The 21,828-nt window shown below is 64.3% G+C and carries 19 protein-coding genes, 1 other RNA gene and 1 riboswitch; of the genes, 15 read left to right on the top strand and 5 right to left on the bottom strand.

Annotated features, from left to right (window positions below; genetic code table 11):
- Positions 1–108: 108 nt before the first annotated feature.
- Positions 109–1,290, top strand: coding sequence for a nicotinate phosphoribosyltransferase (gene pncB, locus NDY25_RS06510; RefSeq protein WP_006452555.1), 1,182 nt, complete (start codon positions 109–111; stop codon positions 1,288–1,290).
- A 61-nt stretch (positions 1,291–1,351) separates the two neighbouring features.
- On the opposite strand, the gene NDY25_RS06505 is transcribed toward pncB, so the two are convergent.
- Together NDY25_RS06505 and NDY25_RS06500 are read right to left on the bottom strand one after the other, a co-directional pair.
- Complete coding sequence (locus tag NDY25_RS06505) at positions 1,352–3,010, bottom strand: PA domain-containing protein (RefSeq protein ID WP_168957108.1); 1,659 nt, start codon at positions 3,008–3,010, stop codon at positions 1,352–1,354.
- On the bottom strand, positions 3,003–3,416 hold the full coding sequence (locus NDY25_RS06500) for a post-PEP-CTERM-1 domain-containing protein (protein ID WP_168957107.1): 414 nt from the start codon (positions 3,414–3,416) through the stop codon (positions 3,003–3,005). Before NDY25_RS06500 ends, NDY25_RS06505 begins: the two co-directional genes overlap by 8 nt.
- A 654-nt stretch (positions 3,417–4,070) precedes the next feature.
- Here NDY25_RS06500 and def point away from each other — a divergent pair.
- The gene (gene def / locus NDY25_RS06495; protein ID WP_168957106.1) at positions 4,071–4,586 is read left to right on the top strand and encodes a peptide deformylase; all 516 of its coding nucleotides are present in this window, start codon (positions 4,071–4,073) and stop codon (positions 4,584–4,586) included.
- A 176-nt stretch (positions 4,587–4,762) separates the two neighbouring features.
- Here def and ettA read toward each other — a convergent pair whose 3' ends face one another.
- The gene (gene ettA, locus NDY25_RS06490; RefSeq protein WP_006452559.1) at positions 4,763–6,424 is read right to left on the bottom strand and encodes an energy-dependent translational throttle protein EttA; all 1,662 of its coding nucleotides are present in this window, start codon (positions 6,422–6,424) and stop codon (positions 4,763–4,765) included.
- Between the two features lie 224 nt (positions 6,425–6,648).
- Between ettA and NDY25_RS06485 the strand changes: the two genes are divergently transcribed.
- From NDY25_RS06485 to ribD, 5 genes are all read left to right on the top strand, one after another.
- Positions 6,649–7,152 carry an RcnB family protein gene (locus NDY25_RS06485; RefSeq protein WP_168957105.1) on the top strand — a complete coding sequence of 168 codons (504 nt, stop codon included), beginning with the start codon at positions 6,649–6,651 and terminating at the stop codon, positions 7,150–7,152.
- Positions 7,153–7,348: 196 nt separating this feature from the next.
- Positions 7,349–8,617, top strand: coding sequence for a serine hydroxymethyltransferase (gene glyA / locus NDY25_RS06480; protein WP_168957104.1), 1,269 nt, complete (start codon positions 7,349–7,351; stop codon positions 8,615–8,617).
- A 106-nt stretch (positions 8,618–8,723) separates the two neighbouring features.
- Positions 8,724–9,242: a transcriptional regulator NrdR gene (gene nrdR / locus NDY25_RS06475; RefSeq protein WP_256627975.1), complete on the top strand. Its 519-nt coding sequence runs from the start codon at positions 8,724–8,726 to the stop codon at positions 9,240–9,242.
- Complete coding sequence (locus NDY25_RS06470) at positions 9,239–9,724, top strand: GNAT family N-acetyltransferase (protein ID WP_168957103.1); 486 nt, start codon at positions 9,239–9,241, stop codon at positions 9,722–9,724. The genes nrdR and NDY25_RS06470 overlap by 4 nt, the downstream gene beginning before the upstream one ends.
- The gene (gene ribD / locus NDY25_RS06465) at positions 9,721–10,815 is read left to right on the top strand and encodes a bifunctional diaminohydroxyphosphoribosylaminopyrimidine deaminase/5-amino-6-(5-phosphoribosylamino)uracil reductase RibD (RefSeq protein WP_168957102.1); all 1,095 of its coding nucleotides are present in this window, start codon (positions 9,721–9,723) and stop codon (positions 10,813–10,815) included. The genes NDY25_RS06470 and ribD overlap by 4 nt, the downstream gene beginning before the upstream one ends.
- Before the next feature lie 919 nt (positions 10,816–11,734).
- On the opposite strand, the gene NDY25_RS06460 is transcribed toward ribD, so the two are convergent.
- Positions 11,735–12,358, bottom strand: a complete 624-nt coding sequence (locus NDY25_RS06460; RefSeq protein WP_168957101.1) for a hypothetical protein — start codon at positions 12,356–12,358, stop codon at positions 11,735–11,737.
- 217 nt (positions 12,359–12,575) lie between these two features.
- Positions 12,576–12,754, top strand: a riboswitch (FMN riboswitch).
- Positions 12,755–12,916: 162 nt separating this feature from the next.
- Here NDY25_RS06460 and NDY25_RS06455 point away from each other — a divergent pair.
- Both NDY25_RS06455 and ribB read left to right on the top strand, forming a co-directional pair.
- On the top strand, positions 12,917–13,519 hold the full coding sequence (locus tag NDY25_RS06455; RefSeq protein ID WP_168957100.1) for a riboflavin synthase: 603 nt from the start codon (positions 12,917–12,919) through the stop codon (positions 13,517–13,519).
- Positions 13,516–14,655: a 3,4-dihydroxy-2-butanone-4-phosphate synthase gene (gene ribB, locus NDY25_RS06450; protein WP_168957099.1), complete on the top strand. Its 1,140-nt coding sequence runs from the start codon at positions 13,516–13,518 to the stop codon at positions 14,653–14,655. The genes NDY25_RS06455 and ribB overlap by 4 nt, the downstream gene beginning before the upstream one ends.
- A 4-nt stretch (positions 14,656–14,659) precedes the next feature.
- Here the strand turns inward: ribB and NDY25_RS06445 are convergent.
- Positions 14,660–14,735, bottom strand: a non-coding RNA gene (locus tag NDY25_RS06445) — sX9 sRNA.
- Positions 14,736–14,913: 178 nt separating this feature from the next.
- Here NDY25_RS06445 and ribH point away from each other — a divergent pair.
- The 6 genes from ribH (at position 14,914) to kdpA (ending at position 21,827) form a co-directional block, all read left to right on the top strand.
- Entirely contained in the window at positions 14,914–15,378 is a 465-nt protein-coding gene (gene ribH / locus NDY25_RS06440) for a 6,7-dimethyl-8-ribityllumazine synthase (protein ID WP_006452210.1), read from the top strand.
- Complete coding sequence (nusB, locus tag NDY25_RS06435; RefSeq protein ID WP_023902704.1) at positions 15,375–15,854, top strand: transcription antitermination factor NusB; 480 nt, start codon at positions 15,375–15,377, stop codon at positions 15,852–15,854. The genes ribH and nusB overlap by 4 nt, the downstream gene beginning before the upstream one ends.
- Positions 15,855–15,964: 110 nt before the next feature.
- On the top strand, positions 15,965–16,939 hold the full coding sequence (gene thiL / locus NDY25_RS06430) for a thiamine-phosphate kinase (protein ID WP_168957098.1): 975 nt from the start codon (positions 15,965–15,967) through the stop codon (positions 16,937–16,939).
- Between the two features lie 473 nt (positions 16,940–17,412).
- A complete protein-coding gene (locus NDY25_RS06425) occupies positions 17,413–18,993 on the top strand; it encodes a CocE/NonD family hydrolase (RefSeq protein ID WP_168957097.1) in 1,581 nt (526 codons plus the stop codon).
- Between the two features lie 911 nt (positions 18,994–19,904).
- Positions 19,905–19,997: a potassium-transporting ATPase subunit F gene (locus NDY25_RS06420; RefSeq protein WP_006452907.1), complete on the top strand. Its 93-nt coding sequence runs from the start codon at positions 19,905–19,907 to the stop codon at positions 19,995–19,997.
- Between the two features lie 15 nt (positions 19,998–20,012).
- The gene (gene kdpA, locus NDY25_RS06415) at positions 20,013–21,827 is read left to right on the top strand and encodes a potassium-transporting ATPase subunit KdpA (protein WP_168957096.1); all 1,815 of its coding nucleotides are present in this window, start codon (positions 20,013–20,015) and stop codon (positions 21,825–21,827) included.
- The last annotated feature ends 1 nt before the right edge of the window (position 21,828 follow it).

The following is a 21,828-nucleotide window of genomic DNA, read 5'->3' as shown; positions in this document are numbered from 1 at the left end:
GATCGCCCAGCGCACTGCCGCTGCGCTGCCCTTGCAGCGCGGCGGCGCCCAGGGCATCGGATTGGCTTGCACGCAGCGCGATCGCCGCTACGGGCATAATCCGGCGGCATGATCATCCACTCGCTGCTCGACACCGACCTGTATAAATTCACCATGATGCAGGCGGTGCTGCATCAACACCCGGCCGCGCAGGTCGACTACCGCTTCAAGTGCCGCACGCCCGGTGTGGATCTGGCGCAGTTCATCGAAGAGATCTCACGCGAGATCGATGCGTTGTGCCGGTTGCGGCTACGCGAGGATGAAGTGGCCTACCTGCGCAGCCTGCGCTTCATCAAGCCGGATTTTGCCGACTTCCTGGCGCTGTTTCATCTGGATCGCAAGTATCTGCAGCTGTCGGCCTCGACCACCCATCCGGGCGAGATCGAGCTGACCATCCGTGGCCCGTGGCTGCACACCATCCTGTTCGAAGTGCCGTTGCTGGCGATCATCAACGAGGTGTGGTTTCGGAACACCTCCGAGCCGGATTTCGAGCAAGGCCGCAGCCGCCTGCGCGAGAAGGTGAGCAGCCTGCGCAGCATGCCGGCCGGCTGCAAGATCGCCGACTACGGTACCCGTCGCCGCTATTCGCAGCAGTGGCACGGCGAGTTGCTGCCGTTGCTGCGCGACGGCCTGGGCGAACAGTTCGTCGGCACCAGCAACGTCTATTTCGCCAAGCATTACGGCCTGACCCCGCTGGGCACGATGGCGCACGAGTATCTGCAGGCCTTCCAGGCGCTGGGGCCGCGGCTGCGCGATTCGCAGGTGGCGGCGCTGGAATCGTGGGCGCGCGAGTACCGCGGCGATCTGGGGATTGCGTTGTCCGATGTAGTCGGGCTGGATGCGTTTCTGCGCGATTTCGACCTGTATTTCTGCAAGTTGTTCGACGGCATGCGCCACGATTCGGGCGACCCGTTCGACTGGGGCGAGCGGGTCATCGCGCACTTCCAGGCGCACCGCATCGACCCCGCGACCAAGGTGCTGGTGTTCAGCGATGGCCTCAACATCGACAAGGTGATGCGGCTGTACGCGCATTTCCATACCCGCTGCCGGCTGGCGTTCGGCGTGGGCACCAGCCTCACCAACGACCTGGGGCCGACGCCGCTGCAGATCGTGATCAAGATGGTCCGCTGCAATGGCCAGCCGGTGGCAAAGCTCAGCGATTCGCCCGGCAAGAGCATGTGCGACGACCCCGGCTACCTGCGCTATCTGCGCGATGTGTTCGGGCTGCCGCCGGTGCCGGAATCAGCGTGATGCAGATAAACGAACGGCGCCTTTCGGCGCCGCTCGCATCGCATGCAGTGAATCTTGCTGATTACGGACGCACCTTGGTGGCGCAGACGAAGACCGACGCCTGTTGCACGCGGCTGATGGCGCCTTCGCTCTGCAATTCGCGCGCGTGCTCGTCCATGCAGGTCAGGTAACCGAGACGGTTGCCCGCGTTCTGGGTCTTGCACAGGCTGCTTTCGGCCGAGATGTTCGCGCCGGGAATCAACCCGCCGGTCTCCAGCGTCGGCACTAGCGTATTGCAGCTACCGAGCTTGGCCAGCCCGCGGTTCAAGGTCCACCCGATATCGGCAAACATCGCCGGGGTCAGGTCGATGTTGAGCTGCGCCTGCACTTCCGGTGTGTCGAACGGTTCCATCAACGCGTTCGGCTGCAGATCGGTATCGAAGTGCGAGAACGTCGAACCGCCGGCCACCACGCTGGGCGCGTACAAGCGTGTACGGCCTTCGCTGTCGGTGCCCTGCAACAGCTCGGGATCCTCGTACAACGCCGCGACCACTGCGGTGCTGCTCTTCAGACGCGCACCATCGGCCTGCGACACCATGATCGCCGGGATGGTGATGTCGGTGATCGGCGGCGCGGCATTGCCCATCGTCTGCACGCCCGCCGCGTTGTTGGCGACGATCACGCCCACCGCGCCGTTGAGCTGGGCATTCTTGACCTTGATCGCGAACGCGCAGGTGCCACGGTCGATCAGTGCCACCTTGCCGGCCACAGCGGCCGCATTGGCGAACGGCGTCTCGCAGCCATCGCCGGCCGACGGTACCGCCACGCCATCGTTGACCGTCACCACCGACTTGGCCGGGAAATTGGCCGCACTGGCCAGCGGCCCGAAGCTGGCAAAGCCCACCTCGTACTTGCCGGCTGCGCTGGCCGGTGCGGTCACCCGCAGCAAGGTGCGCGGATCCAGGATCAACGCCGCCTCGCGGTTGACGCGCGTGCCCGCCCACACCGTACGACCCGGTGTGCGCATCGCTTCTGCACGCAGTGCGTTGGTCATGGTGGGGTCGTCGAACCGCTTGTTCTGCACGTTGTCGTAGGCTTGCGCGGTGTAGACGTCGGTCAGGCCGGTGCCCGAGCCGAGCACACCGGTGGTCTTGTTGAGGAAGCCCGCCGCTCCTAGGCCGTGGCCGATCTCATGCATCACCACGTTGAGGAAGTTGATCTGGCCTTCGGGCGTCTTGCCGTCCAGACCCAGATACCAGCCCGAGCCGGCCAGGCAATCTTCCTTGCCCAGGTCGCCGTTGAATTGCGAAAACACGTCGGCCGGATCGTTCGGATCGGGCACCAGATCCTGCCCGGCGATCGCATCGCCCAATGCGGACGGATACAGCGTATTGGGCTTGGAACCCGGGAAATCGTTGACGATCCAGTTCGGGCCGGCCTGACCCAGCGTGCCGCCGGTGGCGGTACAGGTCAGCCGCGCGAACGAGGCATACACCTTGATCTCGACGTTGCTCTGCAGCACCGCACCCCACAGGTCCATGGCGTACTGGTAGGCGATGCGGCGCTGTTCGCCCACCGAGCGCCCGGGATTGCCACCCAGTGGCGCTGCGGCGGTGGGATCGTTCAAGCCGACGCTGGTGCCGGCATCGCCATTGATCAGCGTGACGTTGGCGGCGCTTGCGTGCAGCGGCGCGATGGCGGCGGCCACGGCAAGAGACAACAGCAACAAGGGCTTATTCATGCGGCAGCGCTCCGTGCTCGGCGTGGGCGGGTTGGGTGTCGGCGTCGTCGCTGTGTTCGATGACGATGCGGCCATCGGCCTGACGGGTCGCGGCCAGCGAACTCATCTGCGTGGCCGGCAGTTTCCGCGCCACGGTGCCGTTGGGCAGGCGTCGCTCGGTCGCGCGCGCGGCGGCTTCGGTCTGCGGAACCGTGGTGCGGGCAGCACTGCTGCGGGCCGACGACGCAGCCTGCTGATCCAGCGCCGCGCTCTCGGCGTCGGTCAGCGGGCGCAGCTTGCCGGTTGCGGGGTCGATGCCGACCTTGGAACTGCTGGTTGCGGCCTCTTGCGCGACGGCCAGGACCGGCAGGCAGACAACACACAACACGCCGGACAGCATCCATCCGGGCTTGCGAAAGCTCATCATTGTTGGGGTTTCCTTGAGTCCAACAGGGGAAAAGGGATGCCGTGCAGACACCGGCATTCGGGGGATCCTTCCGTTTCAGTCTGTTCATGACTGAATCATGAATCCGTGACTTGTGTCAATCTTTTGACATGCAAGCCCCTGAATGCGAAGTAGTGACCTGAAACAGTTGGTCAGTCGCTTGCCGTGGGATATTTGTTGGAGCTTGCAGCAGCGACCGGGCCCGGATCGGTCGGATTTTTGACGCGAGCCGAGTGCTGGGCGGCTGGTGTGCGGCTGATGAACAGCAAGCCGGCTTTGGTCCATGCGACGCCTTGCATCGACGACGCTGCCTCCGTCACTCCAGCCAGCAGGCCAAGGCTCCGACAGCAGATTCCTTCTCCCATCGGGAGAAGGTGCCCGCAGGGGCGGATGAGGGTACGAGCGAAGCTCATCTACCAGAGGGAGAAGAAAACCGAGCCAGGCCGCCAACGCAGATCAGGGCGCGAAGTGCCAACGCAGCGGTATCCGATGTCACAGCTGCGAATCCGCCAATCCCAAATCCCAAATCCCCAATCCCCAATCCCCAATCCCCAATCCCCAATCCCCAATCCCCAACCTCACCTACGCCCACCGAACAGGTTCTAAAATCCCGTAACGTTTCCCGGGAGCAGCTAGATGATTCGCGAGATTATCCGCATGGGCGACAAGCGCCTGCTGCGTGTGGCGCCACCGGTCACCAACCTGGGCAGCGCCGAGCTGCACACCTTGGTGGCCGACATGTTCGAGACCATGGACGATGCGCGCGGCGTGGGTCTGGCCGCACCGCAGATCGCGGTGGATCTGCAATTGATGGTGTTCGGTTTCGAGGCCAGCGAGCGTTACCCCGAAGCGCCGGCAGTGCCACGCACCGCATTGGCCAATGCACAGATCGAACCGCTGTCGGAGCAGATGGAAAACGGGTGGGAAGGCTGCCTGTCCATTCCCGGATTGCGCGCGGTGATTCCACGCTATCGCTTCATTCGCTATCGCGGCTTCGCGCCGGATGGCAGCCCGATCGAACGCGAGGCCGAAGGCTTCCACGCGCGTGTGGTGCAGCACGAATATGACCACCTTGTCGGCCGGCTATATCCCTCGCGCATCGAAAACTTCGACACCTTCGGCTTCGAAGACGTGCTGTCTTACGAGCTGTAACGCAGCGACCAACGGTGTGCTCCATCCTCGACGACGCGGTTTGTCGACGCGACGCCACTGCACTCCGTACATATAAAAAGGGCGCCTTTCGGCGCCCTTAGTCTTACGAGTGGCTGACAAAACGTAGCGAGCAGTCGCTTGGCGGTGAGCGCAGCCGTTTTGTTGGCCGCTCTTGCTTACTTCAGCGCCTTGAAGCGCAGACGCTTGGGACCGGCGTCGTCGCCCATGCGGCGCTTCTTGTCTTCTTCGTACTCGCGGTAGTTGCCCTGGAAGAACTCCACGTGCGAGTCGCCTTCGAAGGCGATGATGTGCGTGGCGATGCGATCCAGGAACCAGCGATCATGCGAAATCACGAAGGTGTTGCCGGGGAATTCCAGTAGCGCATCTTCCAGCGCGCGCAGGGTTTCGATGTCCAGATCGTTGGACGGTTCGTCGAGCAGCAGCACGTTGCCGCCCTGCAACAGCGTCTTGGCCATGTGCAGACGACCCCGCTCACCGCCGGACAGCGAGCCGACCATCTTCTGCTGGTCTTGCCCCTTGAAGTTGAAGCGGCCGATGTAGGCGCGCGACTGGATCTCCACCCCGTTGATGTTGAGGATGTCCAGGCCGCCAGCGATTTCCTGGAACACGTTGTGGTTGCCTTCCAGCTTGTCGCGGCTCTGGTCCACGTAGGCCAGCTTCACGGTCGGCCCGAGCACGATCTCGCCCGAATCCGGGGTCTCCATGCCGGTGATCATCTTGAACAGGGTCGACTTACCGGCACCATTGGGGCCGATGATGCCGACGATCGCGCCACCGGGCACCAGGAAGCTCAGATTGTCGATCAGCAGGCGGTCGCCGAATTTCTTGGTGACGTTCTTGAACTCGAGCACCGCATTGCCCAGGCGCTCGCCCGGCGGAATGAAGATCTCGTTGGTCTCGTTGCGGCGCTGGTAATCCACCGACTGCAGTTCTTCCAGCCGGGCCAGACGCGCCTTGCCCTTGGTGCGGCCGCCCTTGGCGTTCTGCCGCGACCATTCCAGTTCCTTCTGGATCGCCTTCTGGCGTGACTTTTCCTGGTTGTCTTCCTGCTTGAGGCGCTCGTCCTTCTGGGTCAGCCAGTCGGTGTAGTTGCCCTTCCACGGGATACCGCGGCCGCGGTCCAGTTCCAGGATCCACTCGGCGGCGTTGTCCAGGAAGTAGCGATCATGCGTCACCGCCACCACGGTGCCGGTGTAGCGCGCCAGGAACTGTTCCAGCCATTCCACCGATTCGGCGTCCAGATGGTTGGTCGGTTCGTCGAGCAGCAGCATGTCCGGCTTCTGCAGCAGCAGGCGGCACAGCGCCACGCGGCGTTTTTCGCCACCGGACAGCGGGCCGATCAGCGCTTCCCACGGCGGCAGACGCAGCGCGTCGGCGGCCACTTCCAACTGCTGTTCGACCATGTGCGCATCGCCGGCGGCCAGGATTGCTTCCAGGCGCTGCTGCTCGGCGGCCAGCTTGTCGAAGTCGGCGCCTTCTTCGGCGTAGGCTTCATAGATCTTGTCCAGCGCGGCCTGGGCCTGCAGCACTTCGCCGACGCCTTCTTCCACCGCCTGACGCACGGTGTGCTCGGGGTTGAGTTCGGGTTCCTGGGCCAGATAGCCGACCTTGATGCCGGCTTGCGGGCGCGCTTCGCCGCTGAAATCGGTATCCACGCCGGCCATGATCTTCAGCACGGTCGACTTGCCCGAGCCGTTCAGGCCGAGCAGGCCGATCTTGGCGCCCGGGAAGAACGACAGCGAGATGTCCTTGATGATCTGGCGCTTCGGCGGCACCGTCTTGCTGACGCCGTTCATGGTGTAAATGTATTGCGACATGGGGACTCCGTGGACGCAGGCAGCCCGCCGGCCGAGGCCGGAGGCAGCGGAAAAGGGATTGCGCCGATTATACGGGCAACTGCCTTGGCACGCGGGAGCAGGGTTGCGGCTAAACGGCAGCTTACTTGTCACCTGAATAGGCGTTTTCGTAACCGATTCCAGCAAGAAAGCGTTAAGGCGCCGGGCGCATTAATGCAGTTGCGACATCGCAAACAGGAGCTGTCATGAACCGCAAACGCATCGTTACCGTTGTGCTTTCCTCCATCCTGGCGCTTGGCTCCGTGGTACCGGCCGCATTCGCCGGAGACTGGGACCGCGACCACGATCGCCGCGGCCATGACCGCGACTGGCGTAATGATCGTCGCGACGACCATCGCAACGACCGTCGTGAGTGGCGGGACGACCGCCAGGCCGACCGCCGCGACTGGCGCCAGGACCGTCGCTACTACGGCAACGGCTACCGTGAGGGCTATCGCGACGCGCGCTACCGTGATCGCCACTACGATCGTGGCGGGTATGCCTACGTACCGGCGCCGGTCTACTACGGCCGTCCAGCCTATGTGCGTGGTCACCGCTATCAGGGGCCGATTTACGTGGTCAACGATTACGACCGCTACAACCTGCGCTACCCGCCGCGCGGCTATCGCTGGCAGCGCGACAACACCGGCAACTTCCTGCTGGTGGCCATCGCAACCGGCGTGATCGCCGATCTGGTGCTCAACAACTAAGCGTTGGCGATCAATTTGGTCCGGCCCGGCAAGCGGGCAGACCATCACACAAAGGCGCACTCCGGTGCGCCTTTGTCTTTTGAAGGCGCGGGCGCCATGGTGCGCGTTGTGCGTGCCAGCATCGCAATTGGTCACCTGTCCATGCGGGGGCTTACAATCTGCGCCCCTACTGGCAACAGCTGCCCCGGAGCTCTGCATGTTCTCGCGCGACGTCCGACTGGAAACCTACGACCCCGAACTGGCCAAGGCCATCGCCGACGAAGCCGGCCGCCAGGAGGATCACGTCGAGCTGATCGCCAGCGAAAACTATTGCAGCCCGCTGGTGATGGAAGCCCAGGGCAGCCAGCTGACCAACAAATACGCCGAAGGCTATCCGGGCAAGCGCTATTACGGTGGCTGCGAGTTCGTCGACATCGCCGAGCAGCTGGCGATCGAGCGCATCAAACAGGTGTTCGGAGCGGGTTCCACGGAAGATATGTATGCGAACGTGCAGCCGCATAGCGGCTCGCAGGCCAACCAGGCGGTGTATCTGGCGCTGCTGCAGCCCGGCGACACCATTCTGGGCATGAGCCTGGCGCATGGCGGCCACCTGACCCACGGGGCAAAGGTCAATGTCTCCGGCAAGCTGTTCGACGCCGTGCAGTACGGCGTCAACGAGCAGGGCCTGATCGACTATGACGAAGTCCAGCGCCTGGCCACCGAACACAAGCCGAAGATGGTCGTGGCGGGTTTCTCGGCGTATTCGCAGAAGATCGATTGGGCGCGCTTCCGCGCCATCGCCGACAGTGTCGGTGCGTATCTGTTCGTGGACATGGCGCACGTGGCCGGCCTGGTCGCTGCCGGCGTGTATCCCAGCCCGATGGAGCATGCGCACGTGGTCACCTCGACCACCCACAAGACGCTGCGCGGCCCGCGCGGCGGGATCATCATCGCCAAGGGCGCGAGCGAAGAGCTGCAGAAGAAGCTGCAGTCGATCGTGTTCCCGGGCATCCAGGGCGGCCCCCTGATGCATGTCATCGCGGCCAAGGCGGTGGCGTTCAAGGAAGCGCTGGAACCTGCGTTCAAGACCTACCAGCAGCAGGTGGTGAAGAACGCCCAGGCCATGGCCAACACGCTGATCGCGCGCGGCTACAAGATTGTCTCCGGCGGCACCGAAAATCATCTGATGCTGGTCGACATGATCGGCCGCGATGTGTCGGGCAAGGACGCAGAAGCCGCGCTCGGCAAGGCCCACATCACCGTCAACAAGAACGCAGTGCCCAACGACCCGCGCTCGCCGTTCGTCACCTCGGGCCTGCGCCTGGGCACCCCGGCCATCACTACCCGCGGCTATCTGGAGCAGGACAGTATCGATCTGGCCAACTGGATTGCCGACGTGCTCGACGCTCCCGCCGACGAAGCGGTGCTGGCGAAGGTGCGCGACGCGGTGACCGCGCAGTGCAAGAAGTATCCGGTGTATGGCTGAGACGGGAATGGGGAATAGGGAGACGAGAATGGTAAAAGCAACGCTGCGATAGCTCTGCGGTTCCGATTCCCCATTCCCCTCTCCCTATTCCCGGACGCCTGATGCACTGCCCCTTTGCCAGCACAACGACACCCGCGTGATCGATTCGCGCGTGTCCGAAGACGGCACGACGATTCGTCGCCGCCGCGAGTGCGAGGCGTGCGGCGAGCGTTTCAGCACGTTGGAGACGATCGAACTCAAGCTGCCCACCGTGGTCAAGAGCGACGGTGGGCGCGAGGCGTTCGATGCGCGCAAGTTGCGCACCAGTTTCGACCGCGCACTGCAGAAGCGTCCGGTGTCCGAAGAACAGATCGAGGCGGCCGTGCGTGCGGTGGTGCATCAGCTGCGCATGTCCGGCGAGCGCGAAGTGGGCTCGCTGCGGGTGGGCGAATACGTGATGGTCGAGCTACGCAAGCTCGATCACGTGGGCTACGTGCGCTTTGCCTCGGTGTATCGCAGCTTCCAGGACGTGGCCGATTTCCGCGAGGAAATCGAAAGACTCGAGCGCGAACTTCCGGTCGGCATCGAGCAGTTGCCGCTGCTGGAAGCTGCGTTGGAGCGCGCCGGCAAGCCCGGCAAGCGGTGAACGCGTTACGCATCGCCTGTGTGGCCGACACGCCGGAGCATCTGCGGGCCATCGCGCAGGCGCATCTGCAGGCCTTCGGCAGTCTGTTGCCGGACTGGGATCTCGATGAGGCATTGCGCGAGTTGCGCAGCCACACCCGCGATGGCGTGATCCCGACGACGTGGGTGGCGCTCGATCAGGCGCAGTGGCTCGGTTCGGTGAGCCTGCTGGAGAACGACGACGCGCGTATCCGGCAATGGTCGCCGTGGCTGGCGTCGCTGTACGTGCAGCCGCAGGCGCGCGGGCAGGGCATCGGCGAGGCGCTGGTTGCGCATTGCGTGCAAGCCGCCGCGCAATTGGGCGTGAGTGCGTTGTACCTGTATTGCCAACCGGTGCTGGTGCCGTTTTATCAGCGGTTGGGCTGGCAGACGCATGCGGAATTACTGGTGGGGCCGATGCAGATCGTGGTGATGTGCATCGAACCGCAAACGGCACTGCAATGAGCGCAACGGCCGACGACCACCGCTGGATGGCGCAGGCACTGCGTTTGGCCGAGCGTGGCGCCTACACCACGCGTCCTAATCCGATGGTTGGCTGCGTGATCGTGCGCGATGGCGTGTGCGTGGGCGAAGGATTTCATCAACGTGCCGGTGGCCCGCACGCGGAAGTGTTCGCGCTGCGTGCAGCCGGCGCGCGGGCGCGCGGTGCCACCGCCTATGTGACCTTGGAGCCGTGTGCGCATTACGGGCGCACACCGCCGTGTGCATTGGCCTTGATCGCCGCAGGGGTGAGGCGTGTGGTCGCGGCGATGGCCGACCCGTTTCCGCAGGTCAACGGCGGCGGTTTTGCGTTGCTTCGCGAAGCCGGGATCGAGGTGCTTAGCGGTGTCATGCAAGCACAGGCACGCGTGCTCAATCAGGGGTTTTTGTCGCGGGTGGAGCGTGGCCGGCCGTGGCTGCGGGTCAAGCTCGGCGCCAGCCTGGATGGGCGAACCGCGCTGGCCAGCGGCGAGTCCAAATGGATCACCGGCGCAGATGCGCGTGCGGATGTGCAGCGCTGGCGTGCACGTGCCGGCGCGATTCTCACTGGCGCAGGCACGGTGCTGGCGGACGATCCATCCATGACCGTGCGGCTGGGCGACGACACGCCTTTCGTGCCGCCGTTACGCGTGGTGCTCGATGCCGGTTTGCGCACGTTGGCGTGCGAGAACATTCGTCAGGGCAATGCGCCGACGCTGTATGTGTATGGCGATGATGTGCTGCCGCCGTCGCTCGGCGATGCACAGTTCGTTGCGATGCCGCTGCACGCCGGCCGCTTCGATCTGTCTGCCGTGTTGGCGTCGCTCGCCGAACGCGGGATCAACGAGGTGCATGTGGAAGCCGGCGCGACGCTGAGCGGTGCATTGCTGCACGCCGGCCTGGTCGACGAACTGCTGGTCTACACGGCGCCGGTTTTACTAGGCGATACCGCCAGACCGCTGCTCGCCGGACTCGGCATCGAAACGATGGCGCAGCGTCATCCCTTGCAACTGCTCGACGTGCGCCAGCTCGGTCAGGATCTACGATTGCGTTACGTGCCGCTTACCGCCGAGTGAGTGCTGCATAGCGCGCTCGATATTTCGGGGCGGATCACCTTGCACGTTTCGCTTGATTGGCGTTGGATTGCGGGTGCGACGTGCCTTGCATGAAGTACAAGCTCCTAGTTGCCGCAATGACTCCGGTTTGCCAGCGCGAAGTTTCTCGTTTCGTAAGAACGTTGCGCGGATCAGTTGTGTAGCGTTGATCTGCTACCTCGCTGCAGGGCCCTTGCCCGCCCACCATCGCGGGACACGCCGCAAGTACGTCCATGTAGGCTCTTACGCGGCATCCATGCCGCGTAAGGTCCCGCGATGGTGGGCGGGCAAGGGCCAGTCGAAGTGGTCGGTGTGCATGGGTTTCAACAAAGCAACCGATCAACTCTTTGGTGCGGTGTCCCGCGAGCGGCGAGGGCACCGCGCCCTCGATTAGCGAAGCTTTTGGCCTCATCAAACGATTCCATGACTCAAGAGTTTAGTTGTCTCGAAGTGATTAGACGTTGCGGATAGATCAGTTGCAGAGCGCATGATCTGTGGGTTTGCTGCAGGGCCCTTGCCCGCCCACCATCGCGGGACACGCCGCAAGTACGTCCATGTAGGCTCTTACGCGGCATCCATGCCGCGTAAGGTCCCGCGACGGTGGGCGGGCAAGGACCAGTCGAAGTGGTCGGTGTGCATGGGTTTCAACAAAGCAACCGATCAACTCTTTGGTGCGGTGTCCCGCGAGCGGCGAGGGCACCGCGCCCTCGACCGACCGGACGTTGATCTACCCGTTTACCGCCATCGATATAGCATTCAAGAAGTATTGTTAGCCGCTCTACAGCATCAACACCGCTGCTGCTCTCATACGCCTGACGATAAATTTCCGTACCCGTAATGCGCTCAATCGCATGCATAAAAAAGGCCCCGCATGCGGGGCCTTAAATCTGCGACGCGTCGATCAGAAGCTTGCGCGCACGCCGACCCGGTACTGGTTGGCGTCGTCGATGAACTGCGCTTCGGCAACCAGGCCCCAGGTCGGGGTGAAGTTGACCTGGCCACCCAGGGTGCCGACGAACTCGCCTTGGTCGACGTCGTTGCCGTCGATGTAGCCAGCCTTGACCCAGGCTTCGGTACGCGGCGAAGGCTTGCCACGCAGGCCCAGGTTGGCGAAGCCCAGATTGGTGGAGTCGGACGCATCGTCGATCGAGCGGCCGCGCAGGCGCAGATCGGATTCGACCTTGCTGCGCAGCACGCTGATGTCGGCGATGAACTCGACGCGCTCGGTCATTTCCTGGCGGTAGCCGATACCCACGGTGGCCTGCTCCAGGGTGCCTTCGATCTCGAAGCCGCCGCCGAGGTTGTAATCCTTGGTGGCACGCTGATAGCCAGCGAGCACGTACACCTGCTCGGCAATCTTCCAGGAGCCGCGAATGTAGCCGCCATCGATGTCGTCCGAATCGTCGTTGACGTTGATTTCGGTACGGTTCCAGCCGCCTTCGACGTAGCTGTAGCTCAGGCCTTCAGCAGACGCGGCAAACGGTGTGGCGGCCAGCAGGGCAGCCAGAATCAGGGTGTTACGCATTGGGTGTTCTCTCCGAATTGATGTCCGTGTCTCCGCCCCGTTGCGAGGTGGAAAGAGCGACGTCTCCCGTCGCGGGGCGCAATTTAACATATCCTTCACAATCCTGGCTATGGGGGATTCCCTGACATGACGCAGTGTCCTGCCGGCCTTAACCAACGCTCAGCCATCGCGCCAAGGTGCCCTGTTAGACTGCGCTGGCCGGTTCGCCGGTACTCACGAACGTCTTCAGGGCGGGGTGCGATTCCCCACCGGCGGTAGGCATGCGCAAGCGTGCGAGCCCGCGAGCGCTTGCGCAGCGGAGTTACGCGAATCCACGCGAAACTCTTGAAGCGCAAGGTCAGCAGATCCGGTGCGATGCCGGGGCCGACGGTATAGTCCGGATGAAAGAAGACGGCCAACGCGCAGCCTTGCGGCTGTGCGCGCGCCTGTTTGCCTTGTGGCGTTTTTCGCTCAACTTTTGCGAGAAACGACTATGTCCATGCATTACCTGTCGCGCTGCGTCGCGACTTTCCACCGCACTGCGTTAGCTCCGTTGTCACTGCAAACGGGGGCGCGCTGATGTTTACCGGAATCATCGAAGGCGTCGGCCATCTGGCTGCGCGTCAGCCGCAAGGCGGCGATGTGCGTTTCACCTTCGCCACCGGCAATTTGCCATTTGAAGCGGTGCAATTGGGCGAGAGCATCGCGGTCAACGGCGTGTGCCTGACCGTGATTGCGTTCGATGCCGGCAGCTTCCAGGCCGATGCCTCCACCGAAACCCTGTCGCTGACCACGCTGGGCGCGCTGCCGGAAGGCGCGCTGCTCAATCTGGAGCGCGCGATGCGTCCGACCGACCGCCTTGGCGGGCATCTGGTCAGCGGGCATGTCGATGGTCTGGGTCAAGTGCAGTCGGTGCATGGCGATGCGCGTGCGCAGCGCTGGCGTTTTGCCGCGCCGGTAGCCGTGTTGCGCTATGTCGCCAAGAAGGGCTCGATCTGCGTCGATGGCGTCAGCCTCACCGTCAATGAAGTGGACGAAGACGGTTTCGAAGTCGCGTTGATTCCGCATACGGTGGCCAATACCGCGTTTGCGCAGACCGCAGTCGGTGCGGCGGTGAATCTGGAAATCGATCTGGTGGCGCGCTATGTCGAACGCCTGCTCGGTACGCGGGGTGCGGCATGAACTTCGCGCCCGTTCCGGAATTGATCGAAGAACTGCGCGCCGGACGCATGGTGGTGATCGTCGATGACGAGGACCGTGAGAACGAAGGCGATCTGATCATGGCGGCCGAGCTGGTCAAGCCCTCGGACATCAATTTCATGGTGACCCACGCGCGTGGGCTGGTGTGTCTGTCGCTGACCCGCGAGCGTTGCGCGCAGCTTGGCCTGGCGCCGATGGTGCGCAACAACACTGCGCAGTTCCAGACCAACTTCACCGTCAGCATCGAGGCGGCCGAGGGCGTGACCACCGGCATTTCCGCCTACGACCGCGCGCACACCGTGCGCACCGCAGTGCGTCCGGATGCCAAGCCGCAGGATCTGAGCCAGCCGGGGCATATCTTCCCACTGATCTCGCAGCCCGGCGGCGTGCTGACCCGCGCCGGCCATACCGAAGCGGCCAGCGATCTGCCGATGCTGGCCGGGCTGGAGCCGGCCGGTGTGCTGGTGGAAGTGCTCAACCCGGACGGCAGCATGGCGCGCCGCCCGCAACTGGAAGTGTTCGCGCGCGAGCACGGGCTGAAGATGGGCTCGATCGCCGATCTGATCGCCTACCGGCTGGCCAACGAGCACACCGTCGAACGTGTGGACGAGCGCGAGATCACCACCGAGTTCGGGCCGTTCAAGCTGGTGACCTACCGCGACCGCATCGCGCACGATCTGCACTTCGCACTGGTGCGCGGCAACGCCGATCCGCACACCCCGACACTGGTGCGCGTGCAGGTGGAAAACCCGCTGGCCGATCTGCTGCACTGGCAGCGCGACGACTTCGGCGTGGCGGCCACCGATGCGTTGCGTGCGATCGCCGCCGAAGGGCAGGGTGTGATGGTGGTGCTGTCGGCGCCGCGCGACAGCGAATCGTTGTTGGCGCGGCTGCGTCAGCAACCGGAAGCCGCAACCAACGCCAAGGACGTCAGCCAGTGGCGGCGCAACGGGGCCGGCGCGCAGATCCTGGCCGAGCTGGGCCTGGGCAAGCTGCGCGTGCTGGGCACGCCGCGACGTCAGGTGGGGTTGGCCGGTTTCGGGCTGGAGGTGGTGGAGTATCTAGAATGCCACGCCGGCGAAGGCGCGCGTTCGGTACCGGCCGCCGCGCTGCCCTGAGTGTGGCTGACGGCAGGCAGTGAGCTGCCGTCAGGTGGGTGCGCACGCTACGCAGGAACCGGGTTGTTCTAGCGGTTCCTGCTGTTTTAGAGCATCGACCGCGCCATCTGCCGGCTACGCCAGCCTTTGCTGCCCGCTTCCAACATCGCGTCTGGGGCACATGGCCGGGTCTGCTTCGGCGGGCCCGGCCTGCGCGCGTCGGCCGGGCCAGGCCCCGGCAGCTGTTAAACTTCCCACCCCCTCGAGTTGCCGACCCGCATGACCCACTACGAAGGCGATCTCCGCCCCACCACCGCGCGCTTTGCAATCATCGCCAGCCGCTGGAATGCCCGCATCACCGACGCGCTGGTCACCGGCGCGCGCCAGAGCCTGGCCGGCAACGGCATCGGCGAGGACGCCATCGACGTGGTCCGCGTGCCGGGCGCCTGGGAAATTCCGATCGCTGCCAACCGTCTGGCGCAATCCGGCCAGCACGCGGCGATTATCGCGCTGGGCTGTGTGATCCGCGGCGACACCCGCCATTACGAACACGTGGCCGACCTGTGTGCCGAAGGCCTGATGAGCGTGCAGTTGCAGACCGGCGTGCCGGTGCTCAACGGCGTGCTCGCCGTCGAGCGCGTGGAAGATGCCGAGGCGCGTGCCGGCGGCAGCCATGGCAACAAGGGCGAAGAATGCGCACTTGCGGCGCTGGAACTGACCAATTTGATGGAGTTGTTGCCATGAGCAAGCCCGGTGGACATGCCCGCCACGTCCGTCGCGATGGCATCGACCCGGTGCTGCGTTCGCGCGCGCGCCGACGTGCCTTGCAGGCGGTGTATGCGTGGCAGATTTCCGGTGGGTTCGCCAAGCAGGTGATCTCCCAGTTCGCGCATGAGCAGGCGCACGAAGTGGCCGATCTGGCGTATTTCGAAAGCCTGGTCGAAGGCGTGCTGACCAACCGTGCCGAGCTGGACACCGCGCTGACCCCGTATCTGGATCGTGGCGTGGAAGAGGTCGACGCGATCGAGCGCGCGGTGCTGCGGCTGGCCGCCTACGAATTGCTGTATCGGCAGGACGTGCCGTACCGCGTGGTGATCAACGAAGCGATCGAAACCGCCAAGCGCTTCGGCTCCGAGCATGGCCACACTTACGTCAACGGCGTGCTGGATCGCGCGTCGGTGGAGTGGCGCAAGGTGGAGTCGGGCGCGAGCGGCGCCTGAGGCGCCGCGGGAATGGGGAGTCGGGAATGGGGAATCGTAAGAGCAACGTTTCCGACATCTCCTGACGCGCCTTTGCGATTCCCGATTCCCTTCTCCCGATTCCCGTCGCCATGCCTGAATTCGATCTGATTGCGCGCCTGCGCACGCGCATCGCGGCGCGTGCCGATGTGCCGTTGGGCATTGGCGACGATGCGGCGTTGCTGCAGCCGCCGCCCGGCGAGCAACTGGCGATCACCGCCGATACGCTCAATGCGGGTGTGCATTTTCCGCACGAGACGCGCGCCGACGATCTGGGCTGGAAGACGCTGGCGGTCAATCTCTCCGATCTGGCAGCGATGGGTGCACAACCGCGCTGGTGCACCTTGTCGCTGTCGTTGCCGCACGACGATGCCGAATGGGTCGACGCGTTTGCCGATGGATTCTTTGCGCTGGCCGATGCGCATGCCATCGCCTTGGTCGGTGGCGACACCACGCGCGGGCCGTTGTCGTGTGCGGTGACCGCGATCGGCAGTCTGCCGCCGGGCGCGGCGTTGCGCCGCGATGGCGCGCGCGTGGGCGACGATGTGTGGGTGACCGGCGCGCCTGGCGAGGCCGCCGCCGCGTTGTCGCTGTGGCAAGCCGGGGAATTGGATGTGACCCGTGTTGCTACAGACCCGTTGCACGAGCAGTGGCGCAGCCGCCTGCTGCGCCCGCAGCCGCGCGTGCAGGCCGGGTTGCGTTTGCGTGGGCTTGCGCATGCCTGTGTGGATATCTCCGACGGCTTGCTGGCCGATTTGGGACATCTGTGCGAACGCAGTGGTGTGGGCGCGCAGCTGGCGCTGGCGGCATTGCCGGCGATGCCACGCAGTGCCGGGATCAGCGCGCTGCACTGCATCGGCTGGCAACTCGGCGGCGGCGACGACTACGAGCTGTGCTTCACCGCCGCCGTGCAACACCGCGACGCGGTGGTGCAGGCGATGGACTTCGCTGGAGTCGCGGTGACGCGCATCGGCCAGATCGTCGCCAAGCCGGGCGTGGTGGTCCACGACGCCGACGGCAACCCGTGGCAGCCACCGCAACGCGGATATCAGCACTTCGTGGGCTGAGCTGTTCGCGCGAGGGGCGTTGCGCGGGCGTGCTGCATCGCAGCCAAAGTCTGCGGGTCGGGATCAGCCAGACGATAAGCGCACGCTGTTTCCACTTGCGGGCCGGGCCCGTAAGTACGGCGCGCACGCGCCACGAGTCAGGCTGCAGCACAACAAGCACGCAGCGATGCCGCCCACTCTTCTGGTCCAATTTGCCGCCTGCCGCCTGCCGCCTGCCGCCTGCCGCCTGCCGCCTGCCCAATCCCCAATCCCCAATCCCCAATCCCCAATCCCCAATCCCCAATCCCCAATCCCCAATCCCCAATCCCCAATCCCCAATCCCCAATCCCCAATCCCCAATCCCCAATCCCCAATCCCGGCCCTTGAGCCATACCGTACCGTCTGGTACGTTCGCGACGTTCTCCCCCGAACCACGGATGCATGGCAATTGCCGCTGGGCCATTCCGGCCTGGCCTTGCGTGGGAGAGAGCAGCATGAACAAGCCTTGGATCAGGAGCATCGCCGCATTGGCGTTGCTGGTGGCATCGGCGTCGGCAGTGGCGGGCGCTTTCAGCAAGACCTACGAACGCATCCCCGGCTGGGATGGCGCGCCGATGGGCGCGCTGGTGCTGGTGCCGCAGGGGCAGGGCAGCGGGCCGTTTCCGCTGATCGTGATGCCGGCCAGCTGGTCGTTGCCGAATCTGGAATACCTAGGCCGCGCGACCCAATTGGCCAGCGATGGCTACGTGGTCGTCAGCTACACCTCGCGCGGGTTCTGGGATTCGGCCGGGCAGATCGACATTGCCGGTGCGGACACCGTGGAGGACGTCAGTGCGGTGATCGACTGGGCCCTGGCGCATACGCCGGCCAACCCGAACGCGATCGGTGCGTCGGGCATCTCGTACGGGGCCGGCATCAGTCTGTTGGCGGCTGAGCGCGATCCGCGCATCAAGGCGGTGGCTGCGCTCAGTGGCTGGGCCGATCTGGAAGCCTCGCTGTATTCCAACCGCACTGTCAGCCAGCAAGGGGTGGGGCTGTTGGTCGGTGCCGGCGCGTTGACCGGGCGGCCTGGGCCGGATCTGGCGCAGATCGGCGCACGGGTTGCAGTGGGCGATTACGACGGCGCGGTGCAAGGCTTCCTGCCGCAGGCGGCCTCGCGTAGCCCGGCAAGCGATGTGGCCGCACTTAACGCGCGTGGCACGGCGGTGTTGCTGGGCAATGCTTTCAACGACGGCTTGTTTCCGCCCAACCAGACCATCGCGTTCTTCAACCAGCTGCGCGGGCCCAAGCAGTTGCTGCTCAGCCAGGGCGATCACGCCACGGCAGAACTGCCGGGCGCGTTGGGCCTGCCCAACGAGGTGTATACGGCGACCACGCGTTGGTTCGATCGTCATCTCAAGCACGTACGTAACGGAGTGGATGCCGAGGCGCCGGTGCGGTTGTCGCCGCGTGCGGGGCAATGGTTGGAATACACAGACTGGGCGTCGGTGCAGCAGGGCAGCACACGCTTGGGGCTATCCGCACCGGCAGGACTGCTTAGCCCCACCGGCGGTTTGATCGGCGGCACTGCCAGCGGTTGGCAGTCGCGCATCGCCACCGATGTGCCGACGTTGGCCGATTCGGGCGTGGTACTGGTCAGTGGTCTGTTGCAGGGCATCGGCCTGCCGGTGACTACTTCGATTCCGTTAGTGAATCGTGCTGGCGCTGCAGTGTGGGTTGGCGCGCCATCAAGCGGTGTGCGGCGGTTGGCGGGTAGCCCGTCGCTACGGGTGACCGTGGTGCCCAGTCAGTCAAAGGTGAGTTTGTTCGCGTATCTGTATCGCATGGATGGTCTAGGCGTAGCGCAGCTGATCACGCATGCGCCGTATTCGTTGCGCGGGGCCACACCGGGTCGTGCGGTAACGCTGGATTGGTCGCTGCAAGCGGCCGCTGCGGAGATTCCGGCCGGGCAGCGTCTGGTGTTGGTGATCGACACGCGCGACGTGCGTTACACCGACGCAAGCGATGGCGGCGGCACAGTGACGTTTACTTCGCCGGTGGCAACGCCATCGGTGTTGAACGTGCCGCTGCGATAAGGCTGCCGTCGGCCAGTAACGCGGTAAGTCTTTGCCGGCTTGCATCTGATTGGGTGATTGCGTTGAGTAGTTTTCATCCCACCCTCTCGCACCTGCGTTTTTATCCGCTTGCAGAGCGGGTGATCTGTTGCTTGGCTGCGGGGCCCTTGCCCGCCCACCATCGCGGGACACGCCGCAAGTACGTCCGTGTAGGCTCTTACGCGGCATCCATGCCGCGTAAGGTCCCGCGACGGTGGGCGGGCAAGGACCAGTCGAGAGGGGCGGTGTGCAAGGTGCAAGCAAGCCACAGCATGCGCTGTTCGGATAACGGCTCGACCGATCAGCACCCCAAGCAAGTCAAGCATCAGGCAAACTTTCAACAAAACAACCTACAAACGTCCTGGTGCGGTGTCCTCGCCGATTGCGGGACCATGTGGCGGCATGGATGCCGCCACTGAGCCTACATGGACGTACTTGCGGCGTGTCCCGCGAGCGGCGAGGGCACCGCGCCCTCGACCAACAAGGCTTTGCTACAACGTCATAACGCCATGATTCGAAAGCTGGTCATCCTGAGCTGAGCTTGGTGAGCTGAGCTTGGAAAGTGTGGATAAGGCAGTGGCCGTAGCTGTCTTGAGAAGATTGAAAAGTGTGGATGCGTTATTAAATGCCAGCGCCACGCAGCATTTATGCGGAATTTACGCCGCCGCCCTGGTAGGTCCATAGCGACTTTACGCAGGCCGGGAAGACACTGCGCAGGTTGGCGGAGCGGTTCCGCCCTGGACGATCCCGATGCATCCCTTGACTTGTCTGCTCCATCGGCGCTGCGCGCACGGTGCGGCAGCGTTTTGCCTTGTTGGCATGCACACGCTGCATGCGCCGTCGCACATCGCATCCATCGCGCCGCGTTGCGCGCGTCTCGGGGAGTAGCCGACATGCCTGCCTGGTTGTCCCTGTTGTGCGGCGTGGCCGTGCTCGTTGCCGCTGCGTACCTGTTGTACGTGGTGCTGCGGCCCGAAGACTTCTGATGCGAGTGCGCTCCGATGATTGAAACCCTACTTATCTATGCGCTGGCCATCGTGCTGGCGTGGCCCCTGGGCCGCTATCTGGCGGCGGTGATGCGTGGCGCACCGATGCGTGGCGATGCGCTGTTCGGCTGGATCGAGCGGCCGTTGTATGCGTTGCTCGGTACCCGTCCGCAGCAAGGCATGTCGTGGCGCGGCTATGCCGTGGCGTTCTTGCTCAGCAACCTGGTTGTTGGTCTGCTGACCTGGGCGGTGTTCATGACCCAGGCGTGGCTGCCGTTCAACCCCGACGGCATCCCCAACATGCGCTGGGATACCGCGCTGCACACCATGGTGTCGTTCGTCACCAACACCAATCAGCAGCATTATTCGGGCCAGGCGCAGTTGTCGTATCTGGCACAGATGACCGGCATCGTCGGCCTGCAGGTGGTGACGCCGATGATGGGCCTGGCGTTGGCAGTTGCGACCTTGCGTGCCTTGTTCGGCGGGCGAGCTGTCGCAGGCGTGCCCAATGCCTCGCTGGCATCGAACGCGCCGGCGAGTACATCGCCACGGATGGCCGGGCCGGACGATCCGGAGATCGCAATGGCGCGCCAGGGACGGCAGCAGTCGAGTTCCGGATTGGAGGCCCTGCCCGAAGCAGACGTTGGCAACTACTGGGCGGATGTGATCCGCGCCAGCGTGCGCGTCTTGTTGCCGCTGTGCCTGCTGTGGAGCGTACTGCTCGGCTGGCAAGGTGTGCCGTCCACGCTGCAGGGCGCGGCAACTGCGACACCGTTGGATAGCAGTGCGAGCATGCCCAAGCAGACCATCCCGGTGGGCCCGGTTGCGGCGATGGTCGCGGTCAAGCAACTCGGCACCAATGGGGGTGGCTGGTATGGCCCCAATAGCTCGGTGGCGCTGGAAAATCCTACGCCGTTGAGCAATTTTCTGGAAACGTTGGCGATCGTGTTGTTGCCGATGAGCGTGGTGTTCATGGTCGGCTATCTGACCGGGCGCAAACGTCTCACCGCCTTGGTATTCGGCACCATGTTGACGATGTCGGCCGCATCCACCGCGCTGTTGCTGTGGTCCGAAGCGCACTCGGCCAGCGCGAACTCGCCTTCCTTGATGGAAGGCAAGGAAGTGCGTATCGGCGCGGATGCCTCGGCGTTGTGGGCGGCGTTGACCACGCAGACCTCCAACGGCTCGGTCAATGCGATGCACGACTCGCTGGCGCCATTGAGTGGCCTGGTCACGCTGGTGAACATGCTGATCAATGCGATCTGGGGCGGCATCGGCTGTGGTTTGCAGCAGTTCGTGGTGTATCTGCTGTTGAGCGTATTTCTGGCTGGGCTGATGACCGGACGCACGCCGGAGTTGTTCGGCCGCAAGATCGAATCGCGTGAAGTGCAATTGCTTGCGCTCTTGATTCTGTTGCAACCGCTGGTGGTGTTGGGCTTCACCGCAGTGGCGCTGGCAGTGCCGTCTTTCACCGCAAATTCCAATCCCGGTTTCCATGGCATCAGCCAGGTGTTCTACGAGTACACCTCGGCCTTCGCCAACAACGGGTCGGGTTTCGAGGGCCTGGGCGATGCGACGTACTGGTGGAACTTGAGCTGCTCGGTGGTGTTGGTCCTGGGCCGGTATCCGGCGTTGATCCTGCCGTTGATGGTGGCGGCGCGCATGGCAGTGAAGCGGCGTGCGCCAGAGTCTGCCGGCAGCCTGCAGGTCGAAACCCCCACCTTTGCGTTGACCCTGATGGCGATCGTGCTGGTGCTCACCGTGCTGCAGTTCATGCCGGCACTGGTGCTGGGTCCTATCGCTGAACACCTCGCCCTGGCGGCGTCCTGAG

Origin of the sequence: Xanthomonas hortorum pv. pelargonii (genome assembly GCF_024499015.1) — a bacterium.
Lineage (GTDB): Bacteria > Pseudomonadota > Gammaproteobacteria > Xanthomonadales > Xanthomonadaceae > Xanthomonas > Xanthomonas hortorum_B.
Note: the sequence above shows the minus strand (reverse complement) of the source record. Positions and strands in the feature narration are given on the sequence as shown.